The sequence below is a fragment of the Pseudomonas palleroniana genome (assembly GCF_003031675.1).
GTDB classification, from domain to species: Bacteria; Pseudomonadota; Gammaproteobacteria; order Pseudomonadales; family Pseudomonadaceae; genus Aquipseudomonas; species Aquipseudomonas palleroniana.
Genome location: NZ_PYWX01000029.1, coordinates 290,277 through 304,898 on the forward strand (window position 1 = coordinate 290,277; position 14,622 = coordinate 304,898).

Annotated in this window: 15 protein-coding genes; 10 read left to right on the forward strand and 5 right to left on the reverse strand. The window is 60.4% G+C overall.

Annotated features, from left to right (window positions below; genetic code table 11):
* Positions 1-38: 38 nt before the first annotated feature.
* A complete protein-coding gene (locus C9383_RS09820) occupies positions 39-686 on the reverse strand; it encodes a hypothetical protein (RefSeq protein WP_060756513.1) in 648 nt (215 codons plus the stop codon).
* 369 nt (positions 687-1,055) lie between these two features.
* Between C9383_RS09820 and coxB the strand changes: the two genes are divergently transcribed.
* The 4 genes from coxB to C9383_RS09840 all read left to right on the forward strand — a co-directional run bounded on the left by coxB (position 1,056) and on the right by C9383_RS09840 (position 5,432).
* Positions 1,056-2,183: a cytochrome c oxidase subunit II gene (gene coxB, locus C9383_RS09825; RefSeq protein ID WP_060756512.1), complete on the forward strand. Its 1,128-nt coding sequence runs from the start codon at positions 1,056-1,058 to the stop codon at positions 2,181-2,183.
* Positions 2,184-2,241: 58 nt separating this feature from the next.
* Complete coding sequence (ctaD, locus tag C9383_RS09830) at positions 2,242-3,825, forward strand: cytochrome c oxidase subunit I (protein ID WP_090367733.1); 1,584 nt, start codon at positions 2,242-2,244, stop codon at positions 3,823-3,825.
* Positions 3,826-3,957: 132 nt separating this feature from the next.
* Positions 3,958-4,509: a cytochrome c oxidase assembly protein gene (locus C9383_RS09835; RefSeq protein WP_090367731.1), complete on the forward strand. Its 552-nt coding sequence runs from the start codon at positions 3,958-3,960 to the stop codon at positions 4,507-4,509.
* Between the two features lie 35 nt (positions 4,510-4,544).
* On the forward strand, positions 4,545-5,432 hold the full coding sequence (locus tag C9383_RS09840) for a cytochrome c oxidase subunit 3 (RefSeq protein WP_060756509.1): 888 nt from the start codon (positions 4,545-4,547) through the stop codon (positions 5,430-5,432).
* A 6-nt stretch (positions 5,433-5,438) separates the two neighbouring features.
* Here C9383_RS09840 and C9383_RS09845 read toward each other — a convergent pair whose 3' ends face one another.
* Positions 5,439-5,642 carry a twin transmembrane helix small protein gene (locus tag C9383_RS09845; RefSeq protein WP_060756508.1) on the reverse strand — a complete coding sequence of 68 codons (204 nt, stop codon included), beginning with the start codon at positions 5,640-5,642 and terminating at the stop codon, positions 5,439-5,441.
* Positions 5,643-5,675: 33 nt separating this feature from the next.
* Between C9383_RS09845 and C9383_RS09850 the strand changes: the two genes are divergently transcribed.
* The 5 genes from C9383_RS09850 to C9383_RS09870 are packed head-to-tail and all read left to right on the forward strand — an operon-like array spanning position 5,676 to position 9,599.
* On the forward strand, positions 5,676-6,440 hold the full coding sequence (locus C9383_RS09850; protein WP_090367730.1) for an SURF1 family protein: 765 nt from the start codon (positions 5,676-5,678) through the stop codon (positions 6,438-6,440).
* Complete coding sequence (locus C9383_RS09855) at positions 6,406-6,990, forward strand: hypothetical protein (protein ID WP_060756506.1); 585 nt, start codon at positions 6,406-6,408, stop codon at positions 6,988-6,990. Before C9383_RS09850 ends, C9383_RS09855 begins: the two co-directional genes overlap by 35 nt.
* A 10-nt stretch (positions 6,991-7,000) precedes the next feature.
* The gene (locus C9383_RS09860) at positions 7,001-8,080 is read left to right on the forward strand and encodes a COX15/CtaA family protein (RefSeq protein WP_090367727.1); all 1,080 of its coding nucleotides are present in this window, start codon (positions 7,001-7,003) and stop codon (positions 8,078-8,080) included.
* A complete protein-coding gene (cyoE, locus tag C9383_RS09865) occupies positions 8,068-8,967 on the forward strand; it encodes a heme o synthase (protein WP_090367725.1) in 900 nt (299 codons plus the stop codon). Before C9383_RS09860 ends, cyoE begins: the two co-directional genes overlap by 13 nt.
* Positions 8,964-9,599: an SCO family protein gene (locus C9383_RS09870; protein WP_090367723.1), complete on the forward strand. Its 636-nt coding sequence runs from the start codon at positions 8,964-8,966 to the stop codon at positions 9,597-9,599. The genes cyoE and C9383_RS09870 overlap by 4 nt, the downstream gene beginning before the upstream one ends.
* A gap of 65 nt (positions 9,600-9,664) precedes the next feature.
* Here C9383_RS09870 and C9383_RS09875 read toward each other — a convergent pair whose 3' ends face one another.
* The 3 genes from C9383_RS09875 to C9383_RS09885 are packed head-to-tail and all read right to left on the reverse strand — an operon-like array spanning position 9,665 to position 12,169.
* Positions 9,665-10,438 (reverse strand): MetQ/NlpA family ABC transporter substrate-binding protein, encoded by a 774-nt coding sequence (locus tag C9383_RS09875; protein WP_090367721.1) that lies wholly within the window; start codon positions 10,436-10,438, stop codon positions 9,665-9,667.
* 49 nt (positions 10,439-10,487) lie between these two features.
* The gene (locus C9383_RS09880; RefSeq protein WP_060756501.1) at positions 10,488-11,162 is read right to left on the reverse strand and encodes a methionine ABC transporter permease; all 675 of its coding nucleotides are present in this window, start codon (positions 11,160-11,162) and stop codon (positions 10,488-10,490) included.
* Complete coding sequence (locus C9383_RS09885; RefSeq protein ID WP_060756500.1) at positions 11,162-12,169, reverse strand: methionine ABC transporter ATP-binding protein; 1,008 nt, start codon at positions 12,167-12,169, stop codon at positions 11,162-11,164. The genes C9383_RS09880 and C9383_RS09885 overlap by 1 nt, the downstream gene beginning before the upstream one ends.
* Positions 12,170-12,434: 265 nt before the next feature.
* Here C9383_RS09885 and katE point away from each other — a divergent pair, with 265 nt between their 5' ends.
* A complete protein-coding gene (gene katE / locus C9383_RS09890; RefSeq protein ID WP_090367719.1) occupies positions 12,435-14,576 on the forward strand; it encodes a catalase HPII in 2,142 nt (713 codons plus the stop codon).
* Positions 14,577-14,622 lie beyond the last annotated feature (46 nt).

A 14,622-nucleotide genomic window follows, 5' to 3' on the forward strand; every position in this document is an offset into this window, starting at 1 on the left:
CAGCCCCTCCCACACTTGATCTTTGCAGGCCGGAAAATTCAGGCAGGCTGATCCAGCGACAACTCCACCCCCAGCTGCCGCGACAGGCACGGCCAGCGTTTCCACGCCGCTTCCGTATCCGGGCTCTTGAGTGTCTCGCGATAGGCCTCCACCGACTCCAGCGCAAAGTTCTCTTCGTTGAGCATTTCATCTACCGCCAGATGCACCGCCTCATCCAGCTGATTGGCGAATTGCTCGCCGATCAATTGGTGAGCAATCAAATTGGCCACGGTGGTATCGGTTGGAATCAGCGGTTGGCCGAAGTGCTTGATATACAGATCGTTGACCTCTTCCACCAGGCGATGGGCCAGGTAGGCTTCGTCCAGCAGGCCGTCGAGGCCCTCGTGCCCTGCCAGTATTGCAGGGGGCTGCAGGAAGAAGTGCTCGGCGATCTTCAGCACCGGCTTGATCTGGCTTTCAATGCCGGCTTCGCGAGCCACGTCATTGGCGGCTTCCAGCAAATCGGGAACGAGGTCGATGTAGGCCGTCACGAAGCGAGTCATGACAATGTTGCGATCACCGTCAGTGAGGGCGATGGCCGAATGCAGGTGCGGCAATTGTTTTTCCAGCTGCTGGGCAAGCTGGCCCGTAGTGGCTTCGTGTTGATGGGCACGGGAAATCTGCTCGCGCAATGCGGCGGTGTTCATGAAAACTCCAGTGAAACAGGCGTAGGAAAAGGGAGAGGATAAGGTAGCTCGTTTATACGAGCACCTAAGATGCATTTGTCATAATTATTTCATGGTTATGCACAGCGGTTATATCGAATTGCCATCTCGCGTCGGATAAACGTTTGCGCCCCCTGTTTTATTAGCTCCGCCCGTCGATTTTTGTTGATTTGCCCCTACACATTGCGGGGTTGCAGGTGCTGTCTATACTCGGGTTTGTACGCAATTAGCTGATGACGCCCAACTGCATGAAGCAGGCAAGGCTTGGCGGTTGTAAGCAGTATGGAAGCCGCTCCCTTCGCCGCAGGTGCAAACCGGCGGGATAACAAGAAACATAAAGGGGAACCCGCAATGACGCGACATCCACATGTTTGGATGGGCCTCCTGTTGTGGTCGGTATTCGGCCAGGCACACGCCGCCTGGACAACGAATATGGCGCCAGGGGCGACTGAAGTCAGTCACGCCGTGTTCGACCTGCACATGACCATTTTCTGGATTTGTGTGGTGATCGGCATCGTCGTGTTTGGCGCGATGTTCTGGTCGATGATCCTGCACCGTCGCTCTACAGGCCAGGTGGCGGCGAAGTTCCACGAAAGCACGACCGTGGAGATTCTCTGGACCGTGGTGCCCTTCCTGATCCTGGTGGCCATGGCCATTCCGGCGACCAAGACCCTGATCAACATCTATGACAGCAGTGAGTCGGATATCGATATCCAGGTCACCGGCTATCAGTGGAAGTGGCACTACAAATACCTGGGCCAGGATGTGGAGTTCTTCAGTAACCTGGCCACGCCCGCCGAGCAGATTCATAACCAGGCCACCAAGGGCGAGCATTACCTGTTGGAAGTCGATCAACCGCTGGTGCTGCCAGTGGGGGCCAAGGTGCGCTTTCTGGTGACGGCTGCCGACGTGATCCACTCCTGGTGGGTGCCGGCCTTTGCGGTCAAGCGCGATGCCATCCCCGGCTTCGTCAACGAGGCCTGGACCCGTATCGAGAAGCCCGGCATCTACCGTGGCCAGTGCGCCGAGCTGTGCGGTAAGGACCACGGCTTCATGCCGATCGTGGTCGATGTCAAATCCAAGGCCGACTACGACACCTGGCTTGGCGAACGCAAAGCAGAAGCGGCCAAACTGCAGGAACTGACCTCCAAAGAGTGGACGCTCGACGAACTGGTGGCCCGTGGCGACAAGATCTACCACACCACGTGCGTAGCCTGTCACCAGGCCGAAGGCCAGGGCTTGCCGCCGATGTTCCCGGCACTCAAAGGCTCGCCGATCGCCACCGGGCCGAAGGAAGACCACCTGCACCGCGTCTACTTCGGCAAGCCCGGTACCGCCATGGCTGCGTTTGGCAAGCAGCTATCGGAAGTGGATATCGCCGCCGTGGTGACCTACGAACGCAACGCCTGGGGCAATAACAAAGGCGACATGGTCACGCCCAAAGACGTGCTGGCTCTGAAACAGGCGCAAAGCCAATGACTGCCTTCACTGCGTATGCCTTGAACCCATCCGCCCACTCGCGTGCAGGAGAACGGCCATGAGCACTGTGATCGACCATGGTCATACCGACCATGCCCACGGCCCCGCCAAGGGCCTGATGCGCTGGGTGCTGACCACCAACCACAAAGACATCGGCACCCTGTACCTGTGGTTTGCCTTCACCATGTTCCTGCTTGGCGGCTCGTTCGCCATGGTGATCCGTGCCGAGTTGTTCCAGCCGGGCCTGCAGATTGTGCAGCCGGCGTTCTTCAATCAGATGACCACCATGCATGGCTTGATCATGGTGTTCGGCGCCGTGATGCCGGCCTTCGTCGGCCTGGCCAACTGGATGATCCCGCTGATGATCGGCGCGCCGGACATGGCCCTGCCGCGCATGAACAACTTCAGCTTCTGGTTGCTGCCGGCGGCGTTCCTGCTGCTGGTCTCGACCCTGTTCACCCCGGGCGGCGGGCCGAACTTCGGCTGGACCTTCTACGCCCCGCTCTCCACCACCTACGCGCCGGAAAGCGTGACGTTCTTTATTTTCGCCATCCACCTCATGGGCGTCAGTTCGATCATGGGCGCGATCAACGTGGTCGCCACCATCCTCAACCTGCGCGCGCCGGGCATGACGCTGATGAAGATGCCGCTGTTCGTCTGGACCTGGCTGATCACGGCGTTCCTGTTGATCGCGGTGATGCCGGTACTGGCCGGTTGCGTGACCATGATGCTGATGGACATCCACTTCGGCACCAGCTTCTTCAGCGCCGCTGGTGGTGGTGATCCGGTGCTGTTCCAGCATGTGTTCTGGTTCTTCGGCCACCCCGAGGTGTACATCATGATCCTGCCGGCCTTCGGCGCCGTCAGCTCGATCATCCCGACCTTCTCGCGCAAGCCGCTGTTCGGCTACACCTCGATGGTGTACGCCACGGCGAGCATTGCGTTCCTGTCGTTCATCGTGTGGGCGCACCACATGTTCGTGGTCGGCATTCCGTTGGTGGGCGAGTTGTTCTTCATGTACGCCACGCTGCTGATCGCGGTGCCGACAGGGGTGAAGGTGTTCAACTGGGTCAGCACCATGTGGCAAGGCTCGCTGACCTTCGAGACGCCGATGCTGTTCGCCGTGGCCTTCGTGATTCTATTCACCATCGGCGGTTTTTCCGGGCTGATGCTGGCAATCGCTCCGGCGGATTTCCAGTACCACGACACTTACTTTGTGGTGGCGCACTTCCATTACGTACTGGTGCCTGGGGCGATCTTCGGCATCTTCGCTTCGGCCTATTACTGGCTGCCGAAATGGACCGGTCACATGTATGACGAAACCCTGGGCAAGCTGCACTTCTGGCTGTCCTTCGTGGGCATGAACATGGCGTTTTTCCCGATGCACTTCGTCGGGCTGGCCGGCATGCCGCGCCGGGTGCCGGACTACAACCTGCAGTTCGCCGATTTCAACATGGTGTCGTCCATCGGTGCATTCATGTTTGGCGCCACGCAGATCTTCTTCCTGTTCATCGTGATCAAGTGCATCCGCGGCGGCCCCCCTGCGCCGGCCAAGCCGTGGGACGGGGCCGAGGGCCTGGAGTGGAGTATCCCCTCACCCGCGCCGTACCACACCTTCACCACGCCGCCGGAGGTCAAATGAACCCCCTTCTGTATGGCGAACCGGCTCCCTGTGGGAGGGGGCTTGCTCCCGATGGCGGTGTGCCAGTCGACACTATCATTTGCAGTGATACGGCTATCGGGAGCAACTCGCCTCCCACATTGGGTGTGCACCATGCTTGAGTCCATACCCATCAAGCGCCTCGTCACGCGACTGCTGATCCTGGTGGTGGCGATGTTCGCTTTCGGCTTCGCCCTGGTGCCGATCTACGACGTGATGTGCAAGGCGTTCGGCATCAACGGCAAGACCGCCGGGCAGTACGAGGGCGAGCAGGTGGTCGATCCGACGCGCCAGGTGCGTGTGCAGTTCTTGTCCACCAACGCGATCGATATGGTCTGGGAGTTTCACTCCAAGGCTGACGAGGTGGTGGTCAACCCTGGAGCGGTCACCGAGATGCTGTTCGTGGCCTACAACCCCACCGACAAAGCCATGACGGCCCAGGCGGTGCCGAGCATTTCGCCGGCCGAAGCGGCGATGTATTTCCATAAGACCGAATGCTTTTGCTTTACCCAGCAGGTGCTCCAGCCAGGTGAGCGTATCGAGATGCCGGTGCGCTTCATCGTCGACCGGGCGATGCCCAAGGATGTAAAGCATCTGACCCTGGCGTACACGCTGTTTGACATCACTGCGCGCCAGCCGCCGGTGGCCGTCCGCAGCGGCGGCTAGCTACTGTTTGCCCCCTCAATCAGGAGAGCGAATACATGTCGTCTCATGATACGTACTACGTACCAGCGCAAAGCAAATGGCCCATAATTGCCACGTTTGGCATGTTGACCACGGTGTACGGCCTGGGCGTGTGGTTCAACGACCTGAAGGCGGCGCGTCCGGAATCCCACGGGCCGTGGATCTTTTTCGTCGGTGGCCTGCTGCTGGCCTACATGCTGTTCGGCTGGTTCGGCGCGGTGATCAAGGAAAGTCGCGCCGGTTTGTACAGCCCGCAGATGGACCGTTCGTTTCGCTGGGGCATGACCTGGTTCATCTTCTCCGAGGTGATGTTCTTCATCGCGTTCTTCGGTGCGCTGTTTTATGTACGGCACATGTCCGGCCCATGGCTGGGCGGTGAAGGTCATAAAGGCATCGCGCACATGTTGTGGCCGAATTTCGAATTCACCTGGCCGCTGCTCAACAACCCGGACCCGAAACTCTTCCCGCCGCCGGAAGGCACCATCAGTCCTTGGGGCTTGCCGCTGGTGAACACGATCTTGCTGGTCAGCTCCAGCGTGACCATCACCATTGCCCATCACGCGTTGCGTAAAGGTCATCGTGGCGCGCTGAAATTATGGCTGGCGCTCACCGTGCTACTGGGTTGGGCGTTCCTGGGCTTCCAGGCCGAGGAGTACATGCACGCCTATAAGGAGCTGGGCCTGACCCTGGGTTCGGGGGTGTATGGAGCAACCTTCTTCATGCTCACAGGCTTCCATGGCGCTCACGTGACCATCGGCACCCTGATTCTGTTTGTGATGCTGATGCGCATCTTGCGTGGGCATTTCAATGCCGAGCACCAGTTCGGCTTCGAGGCGGCCAGTTGGTATTGGCATTTCGTGGATGTGGTGTGGATCGGCCTGTTTTTCTTCGTTTATGTGCTGTGAGGCGCCTTACCACGGCGCATGAGAAACCAGCTGGCCGCTGAAAAAGCCCCAGGCGATCAAGCCCACGGTGATTGCGGCCAGGACGACACGCACGGTCAGAGCAGTGACGAGGCGGTTGGAGTGGCCCTCGTCCTTGACCAGAAAGAACAAGCCGCTGAATAGGCTCACGACAGTCGCTATCAGCATCAGGGCAATGGCGGCTTTGAGCATGGTCTGGCTCCAGGGCGTTTATAGGGAGGGGCGATGAAAACCATTATAGCCAGTGCTATCGCGCGCTTTCGCCCCGGTATCGCTCCCACGTTGGTGGTGCTGGTGCTGCTGCCGTTGATGGTGGGCCTGGGGTTCTGGCAGTTGGCTCGCGGCCATGAAAAACAGCTGCTGGTGGACCGTTACGCCGAGCGGCGCGTGGCCGACCCGATCAGCGGCGCGCAACTCGGTGACATGGCCGATCCCGCCTTCCACCGCGTGCGCTTGCGTGGTCAGTTCGACGGCGAACATAGCGTGCTGCTCGACAACCGCATGCGCGACGGCCGTGCGGGGGTGGAACTGCTGCAGCCGTTTCACGACCAGGCCAGCGGCCTGTGGTTGCTGCTCAATCGTGGCTGGCTGCCCTGGCCGGACCGGCGCACGCCACCGGTCTTCACCACACCTGAACCCCCTGTGAATCTGGACGCCTGGGTGTACGTCGCCCCTGGCGAAACCTTCCAGTTGCAGGCCGACCCGGCAACTCGGCAATGGCCGCGCCTGCTCACCGCCCTGCACCCCGCCGCGTTGTGGGCCGAGTTGGGCCGTAGCGGGTTCGCCTACGAGCTGCGCGCCGAGCCCGGCCCTGGTACGTACGACACCACCTGGGCGGTGGTCGCCATGGGCCCGGAAAAACACTTGGGATATGCCGTGCAGTGGTTCGCCATGGCACTGGCGTTGCTGGCGCTTTACCTCTACCTCGGATGGCACAACAAGAAGGAGAAGTCCCATGGGAGCGGCCATGAATCCACCCAGCATGTCTGAGGCCCCTGCCCGGCGCAAAGGCCGCTGGCAGCTGATGTTGATCCTGATGATGGTCATCGGGCCAATGGTGCTGGCCACCTTCATGTACAAGTTGCAGTTCTGGGTGCCGGACAGTCGCAGCTACCACGGTGAAATGATCGGCAACGGCCAGACCCGCGCCGACATCGGCGTGCAGGCGGATGAAGAGCGCTGGCAACTGCTGGTCACCGCGCCCGCCCCCTGCGCCGACGATTGCCGGCAACTGGTGTACCTGGCGCGCCAGCTGCAAATCAGCCTGGGCCGCGATGCTTCCCGGGCCAGCCACGCACTGGCCAGTGCCCAGCCGGTGAGCGCTGAGTACGAGGCCAGGCTCAAGGCCGAGTACCCGCAACTGCAGCGCTACGCGCTGGACCTGTCGACCTTCACCAAAGACGCTGCCGCACCGGGTGAGGCGCAACTGTGGATCGTCGATCCTCACGGCAACCTGGTGTTGCGCTACGACGCCAAGGTCAAGGGCAAGGACCTGCTCAACGACCTGCGCCTGCTGCTGAAACTGTCGAACATCGGATAAGGGCATCGTCATGGCCAAACCTGGATTTCGCCTCGCGTTGTTTGCCACCTTGCTGGCGCTGCTGGTCGTGCTGTTGGGTGCCTACACCCGCCTGACCCACGCCGGCCTGGGTTGCCCGGACTGGCCCGGTTGCTACGGCTTTATCAGCGTGCCCAAGACCGAAGCCCAGTTGGCCCATGCCGAGCTGCATTTTCCCGACTCGCCGGTGGAGGCGGACAAAGGCTGGGCCGAAATGACTCATCGCTACTTTGCCGGCACCTTGGGCGTGCTGATCGTGCTGTTGGCGGCGCGTTCGTGGAGCCATCGGCGTGACCCCGGCCAGCCGGTAAAATTGCCGCTGTTCTTGCTGACGGTGGTGTTCGCCCAAGCGGCATTCGGTATGTGGACAGTGACATTGAAGCTGTGGCCGCAGGTGGTCACCGGCCATCTGCTGGGCGGCTTTGCGACCCTGAGCCTGCTGTTCCTGCTGACCCTGCGCTTGTCCGGCGTGTTGCCCGCGTTGATCGTGCCCAAGCGCCTGCAATATTGGGCAACGGCAGGGTTGGTGCTGGTGATAGGGCAGATTGCGCTGGGCGGCTGGGTCAGTTCCAACTATGCGGCGGTGGCCTGTATCGACCTGCCGACGTGCCACGGCCAGTGGTGGCCGGCGGCGGACTTTGCCAATGGTTTTCACCTGACCCAGCACATCGGTCCCAACTACCTGGGCGGGCAGCTTGATAGCGATGCGCGCACGGCCATCCACCTGACCCACCGTATCGGCGCGGTTATCGTCACGGTGGTGTTATTCGGCCTGGCCTGGCAGTTGCGCGCCGTGGGTATGACCCGGCTGGCGGGCTTGCTGCTGATCGCCCTGGCGGCGCAAATCGGCCTGGGCCTGAGCAATGTGTATTTCCATCTGCCGCTGCCGGTGGCCGTCGCGCATAACGCGGGGGGCGCGGCGTTGTTGCTGACGCTGGTGCTGGTCAATTACCACGCGCGTACCAGCCTGGTCCAGGTGCGCAATCAGTTGCCGTTCGGTTGGCGCTTCATTGCGCGCAAACAGGTGTCGGGCCTCATTACGCTCAAGGGAGAAATGCCATGGCGGCCTTGATCGGCGCACGTCACGATCAGGCGATCTGGCGTGACTACCTGGAGCTGACCAAGCCTAAAGTGGTAGTGCTGATGCTCATCACGTCTCTGGTGGGCATGTTCCTCGCCACCCGGGCGGGCGTGCCATGGACGGTGCTGGTGTTCGGTAACCTGGGCATTGCCCTGTGTGCCGGTGGCGCGGCGGCGGTCAATCATGTGGTGGATCGACGGATCGATGCGGTGATGGCGCGCACCCATAAAAGGCCATTAGCCGAGGGGCGGGTCTCTCCAGTGGCCGCGTTGGCCTTTGCATTGTTTCTGGCGGTTGCGGGCCTGGTTCTGTTGTTGGTGTTTACCAACCCACTGGCGGCGTGGCTGACGTTGGCCTCGTTGCTCGGTTACGCGGTGATCTACACCGGTTTTCTCAAGCGTGCGACCCCGCAAAACATTGTTATCGGCGGCCTGGCCGGTGCGGCTCCGCCGCTGCTGGGCTGGGTTGCCGTCACCGGGCACGTCAGCGCCGAGCCGTTGTTGCTGGTGTTGATTATCTTCGCCTGGACCCCGCCACACTTCTGGGCCCTGGCCATTCACCGCAAGGAGGAATACGCCAAGGCCGATATCCCGATGCTGCCGGTTACTCACGGCGAGCATTACACCAAGGTGCATATCTTGCTCTATACCTTCGCCTTGCTGGCGGTGAGCTTGATGCCGTATGTGATTCACATGAGCGGCCTGCTGTACCTGGCCTGTGCGCTGGTATTGGGTGGGCGCTTTCTGCAATGGGCCTGGGTGCTGTACCGTGGCAGCAAGCCGCACGCGGCGATCAGCACCTTCAAGTACTCTATCGGGTACCTGTTTTTGCTGTTTATCGCCCTGCTCGTAGACCACTACTTACTGTTGAACCTATGACCCGAACTCAAAAAACCGTGTTTATCCTGGTGGCCATCGTCGCGTTGATCATGGGCCTGACCGTCAATAAAGTGCTTTCGGGCAAGGGTCAGGGTGATCCTACCGCGCTGATCGACGCCGGCATCATCTTGCTGCCCCAGAGTCGCCAGTTGCCGCCGGTGACCATGACCAATCAGGACGGCCAGCCCGTGCTGGTCAACGAATTGAAAGGCAAGTGGAGCCTGCTGTTCTTCGGCTACACCTTCTGCCCGGACATCTGCCCGACGACGCTTGCGCAGCTGCGTCAGATCAAGAGCGAACTGCCCAAGGAGGCGCTGGACAAGCTGCAGGTGATCCTGGTCAGTGTCGACCCGAACCGCGATACGCCGACCCAGCTCAAACAGTACCTGGGCTATTTCGACCCGCAGTTCCAAGGCCTGACCGGCGCGAATGTCGAGGAGGTGCAGAAGGTTTCGAATGCCGTGAGCATTCCGTTCATTCCGGCTGATACCAGCAAGCCGAACTACACCGTCGACCACAGCGGCAACCTGGCGCTGATCGGGCCGGATGGAACGCAGCGTGGGTTTATTCGCGCGCCGTTGAACAACCAGAAGCTGGTGGCGCAGTTGCCGGTTTTGCTACAGCGCAAATGAAGCGGGACGCAGAGCGTCCCGGGCTGCTTTCCCACGCGGAGCGTGGGAACGATCACTAGGTTGGATCAGAACGCCGGCAGAATCGCGCCCTTGTACTTCTCCAGAATGAACGCTTTTACTTCAGGCGTGTGCAGGGCTGCCACCAGCTTCTTCACCGCATCCGAATCCTTGTTGTCTTCACGGGTCACCAGGATGTTCACGTAAGGCGAGTCGTTGCCTTCGATCACCAGCGCATCCTTGGAAGGGTCCAGCTTGGCTTCCAGGGCGTAGTTGGTGTTGATCAGCGCCAGGTCGACCTGGGTCAGCACGCGCGGCAAGGTGGCGGCTTCCAGTTCGCGGAATTTCAGGTGCTTGGGGTTGGCGGTGATGTCCTTGATGGTCGACAGGATGTTGGCCGGGTCCTTCAGGGTGATCAGGTTGTGCTTGGCCAGCAGCAACAGTGCGCGGCCGCCGTTGGTGGCGTCGTTCGGGATTACCACGTTGGCACCGTCCGGCAGGTCTTCCAGCTTTTTGTACTTGCTGGAGTAGGCGCCCAGGGGTTCCAGGTGCACCGCGCCGACGCTCACCAGGTGAGTGCCCTTGGCCTTGTTGAACTCGTCCAGGTACGGCTGGTGCTGGAAGAAGTTGGCATCCAGGCGCTTTTCAGCCACTTGTACGTTCGGCTGTACATAGTCGGTGAAGACCTTGACGTTCAGGTCCACGCCTTCCTTGGCCAGGGCCGGCTTCACGAATTCGAGGATCTCTGCGTGTGGCACCGGCGATGCGGCGACCGTGAGGGTCTCGGCAGCATGGGCGGAAAACGCGGCAACGGCGGCGAAAGCAACCAGTAGTTTTTTCATCCAGCAAGCTCCTTGTTCGGGCATGTGCCGGCAGGGCCGGCAATGGCCGTTATTTTCGAGAAAAGTGCACCACCAGCTTGTCGCCGACGGTTTGCAGAATTTGCACCAGGATCAACAGCAGCACCACGGTGACCACCATCACATCGGTCTGGAAACGCTGGTAGCCGAAGCGGATCGCCAGGTCACCCAAACCACCGGCGCCGACCACGCCGGCCATGGCGGTGTAGGAAACCAGTGTAATTGCTGTCACCGTAATTGCCGCGAAAATGCCGGGGCGTGCTTCGGGCAGCAACGCGTTGGTGATGATCTGGCGGGTGCTGGCGCCCATGGATTGGGTGGCTTCGATGATGCCGCGGTCCACTTCACGCAAGGCGGTTTCCACCAGGCGTGCGAAGAACGGCGTAGCACCTACCACCAGTGGCGGAATCGCGCCGGCCACACCCAGCGAAGTGCCGGTGATCAGGACCGTGAACGGGATCATCACGATCAGCAGGATGATGAACGGCAACGAGCGCAGGATGTTCACGATCAGCGACAGCAACGCGTACAGGCCCTTCTGTTCGAACAGTTGGCGCGGGCTGCACAGGAACAGCAGCACGCCCAGCGGCAGGCCGAGCAGTACGGTGAAGAACAGCGAGCCGAAGAGCATGGTCATGGTGTCGCCGGTGGCGAGCCAGATTTCGGACCAGTCGATATTGGCGAAGAAACTCAACAGGACTTCCATTAGCGCAGAACCTCCATGTGGACGTCTGCCGCAGTAAAGCGGGCGAAAGCGGCTTCCATGTCCCCGCCGGTAACGGCGAGGGTCAGTTGGCCGTAGGGAATATCTTTGATGCGGTCGATACGACCGGCCAGGATGCTGTAGTCCACACCGGTTTCACGAGCGACGGTGCCCAGCAGCGGCGCGTAGGTCGCTTCGCCCTGGAACGTCAGGCGAATGATTCGACCCGGTACATGGGCAAAGTCATCCCGTTGCTCGCTTTCATCGATCTGATCGGCTTCCTGCACGAAACGCTTGGTGGTCGGGTGCTGAGGGTGCAGGAACACTTCGGCGACCGAGCCTTGCTCGACGATCACACCGGCGTCCATCACGGCTACTTGGTCGCAAACGCGGCGGATCACGTCCATTTCATGGGTGATCAGCACGATGGTCAGCTTCAGCTCGCGGTTGATCTCGGCCAGCAGTTGCAGCACCGAAGCGGTGGTCTGTGGGTCGAGGGCACTGGTGGCTTCGTCGCACAGCAGGATTTTCGGCTTGGTCGCCAGGGCACGGGCGATGCCGACGCGTTGCTTCTGGCCGCCGGACAACTGCGCCGGGTACTTCCTGGCGTGGTCCGACAGGCCGACGCGGGCGAGCAGCTCGGCCACGCGCAGGTCGATGTCCTTGCGTGACAATTCGCCGGCCAGGGTCAGCGGCAACGCCACGTTGTCGGCGACGGTCTTGGAGGCCAGCAGGTTGAAGTGCTGGAAGATCATCCCGACTTGCTGGCGGAAACGACGCAGGCCGTTGGCGTCCAGGGCGGTGACTTCTTCACCGTCGACAGTAATTCGGCCGCCGCTGGGTTGCTCCAGGCGGTTGATCAGGCGCAGCAGTGTGCTTTTACCCGCCCCGGAGTGGCCAATCAGGCCGAATACCTGGCCGTTTTCGACGCGCAGGCTGGTGGGGTGCAGGGCGGGGATTTCCTTACCGGCGACGCGGTAGGTTTTATGGACGTTATGAAACTCGATCACGTAGCGAACCTTGTGGGGCGCATGGAAAAGGGAGCAGCGGTTAGCCGGGCGCGCATTTTAGCCTGTCCGTATAGCGTTTCTTAGCATTTATTTCGCATTCAACCAGCGATTTGGCAATAACGCGATCAAAGGTCATAAAAAAGGAACGGTGCATAAAGGGATCAGTCACTACTTAGGCAATTCGAAATCCCCAGGTGCCGTGCCTGGGGGTTGTTCTAGAAGAGCCGGGGATCGCTCTGGCCACTTAAGAAGGAGTTTTTGCCCGATGAGTACTAAAAAGCCAGTCACCCCGCCAAAGAGTGAACTTGCGGGGACCGACACCCTGGACCGTGGCAATACCAACGCCAAGCTGCAAGCGCTGGAGGAGTTTCGCTCCGATGCTACCGGCCAGGCCCTGCGCACCAACCAGGGTGTGAAGATTGCTGACAACCAGAACACCCTGAAAGTTGGCGCCCGTGGCCCCTCGTTGCTGGAAGACTTCATCATGCGTGAAAAGATCACGCATTTTGACCATGAACGCATCCCGGAGCGCATCGTGCATGCCCGGGGTACCGCGGCCCATGGTTATTTCCAGACTTATGAGAACCACTCGGCGCTGAGCAAGGCCGGGTTTTTGCGCAATCCTGAGCATAAAACCCCGGTATTTGTGCGCTTCTCCACCGTGCAAGGCCCTCGGGGTTCGGGCGACACCGTGCGCGATGTGCGCGGCTTCGCCGTGAAGTTCTTTACCGACGAAGGCAACTTCGATTTGGTTGGCAACAACATGCCGGTATTTTTCATACAGGACGCCATCAAGTTTCCTGACTTCGTACACGCGGTGAAGCCTGAGCCGCACAACGAGATTCCTACCGGTGGTTCGGCTCACGATACGTTCTGGGATTTCGTTTCGCTGCAGCCGGAGTCGGCGCACATGGTGCTGTGGGCCATGTCCGACCGCGCCATCCCAAAAAGCCTGCGCGCCATGCAGGGGTTTGGCGTTCACACCTTCCGCATGATCAACACCGAAGGTCAGTCGAGCTTTGTGAAGTTCCACTGGCACCCGAAAGTCGGCACCTGCTCGCTGGTGTGGGACGAGGCGCAAAAGCTTGCCGGTAAAGATACCGATTACCACCGTCGTGACCTTTGGGAAGCGATTGAAAGTGGCGACTACCCTGAGTGGGAGTTGGGCGTGCAAATCGTAGCCGAAGAGGATGAGCACAAGTTCGACTTCGACCTGCTCGACCCGACCAAGATCATCCCCGAAGAACTGGTGCCGGTGACACCGCTGGGCAAGATGGTGCTCAACCGCAACCCGGACAACTTCTTTGCCGAAGTCGAGCAGGTCGCCTTTTGCCCAGGCCATATCGTGCCGGGTATCGACTTCACCAATGATCCGTTGCTGCAAGGCCGTCTGTTTTCTTACACGGATACTCAGATCAGCCGACTCGGTGGCCCGAACTTTCACGAATTGCCGATCAATCGTCCGGTCGTGCCTTTCCATAACGGCCAGCGCGATGCCCAACACCGTACGGTGATCGACAAGGGGCGTGCCGCATACGAACCGAATTCGATTGACGGAGGTTGGCCGAAAGAAACGCCTCCGGCTGCCGAGAATGGTGGTTTCGAAAGCTATTACGAGCGCGTCGACGCCAACAAGGTGCGTGAGCGCAGCGAGTCGTTTGGTGATCACTTCTCGCAAGCCACGCTGTTTTTCAACAGCATGAGTCATCACGAGAAAGAGCACATCATCGCGGCCTACAGCTTCGAGTTGGGCAAGGTGGAGCGCGAGTTCATCCGTGCTCGCCAGGTGAATGAGATCCTGGCCAATATCGACCTGGAACTGGCCAAGCGCGTTGCACAGAACCTGGGCTTGCCGGCGCCGACCAAAGGTACGGTGCCGCCACGTAAGGCGTCGTTGAAAGTGTCGCCGGCCTTGAGCCAGGTGAACCTGCTGTCGGGCGATATCAAAACGCGCAAAGTCGCGATTCTGGCGGCTAACGGTGTGGATGGTGCGGCGATTGCGGCGTTGAAGGCAGCGCTGGAAGCCGAAGGTGCGCACGCCAAGTTGCTGGGGCCGACTTCAGCACCGGTGAAGACCGCTGATGGTAAGAGCCTGGCGGTAGATGCGTCGATGGAGGGCATGCCGTCCATTGCGTTTGATGCGGTGTTTGTTCCGGGCGGTAAGGAGTCGATCAAGGCGCTGAGCGGGGATGGCGTGGCGTTGCACTACCTGTTGGAAGCGTACAAGCACCTGAAGGCGATTGCCGTTGCCGGTGATGCCAAACCCTTGTTGGAGCTGCTCAAGCTTGAGGTGGATGCGGGGTTGATCGTGGGAGCGGATGCAAAAGTATTCAAGGCGTTTTTTGCCGCGATTGCCCAGCATCGGGTGTGGGAGCGTGAACCGAAGGCCAAGGCTATTCCGGCTTAAGTGATCGCAGAACGCTATCGGGAGCAAGCCCCCTCCCACACTTGAA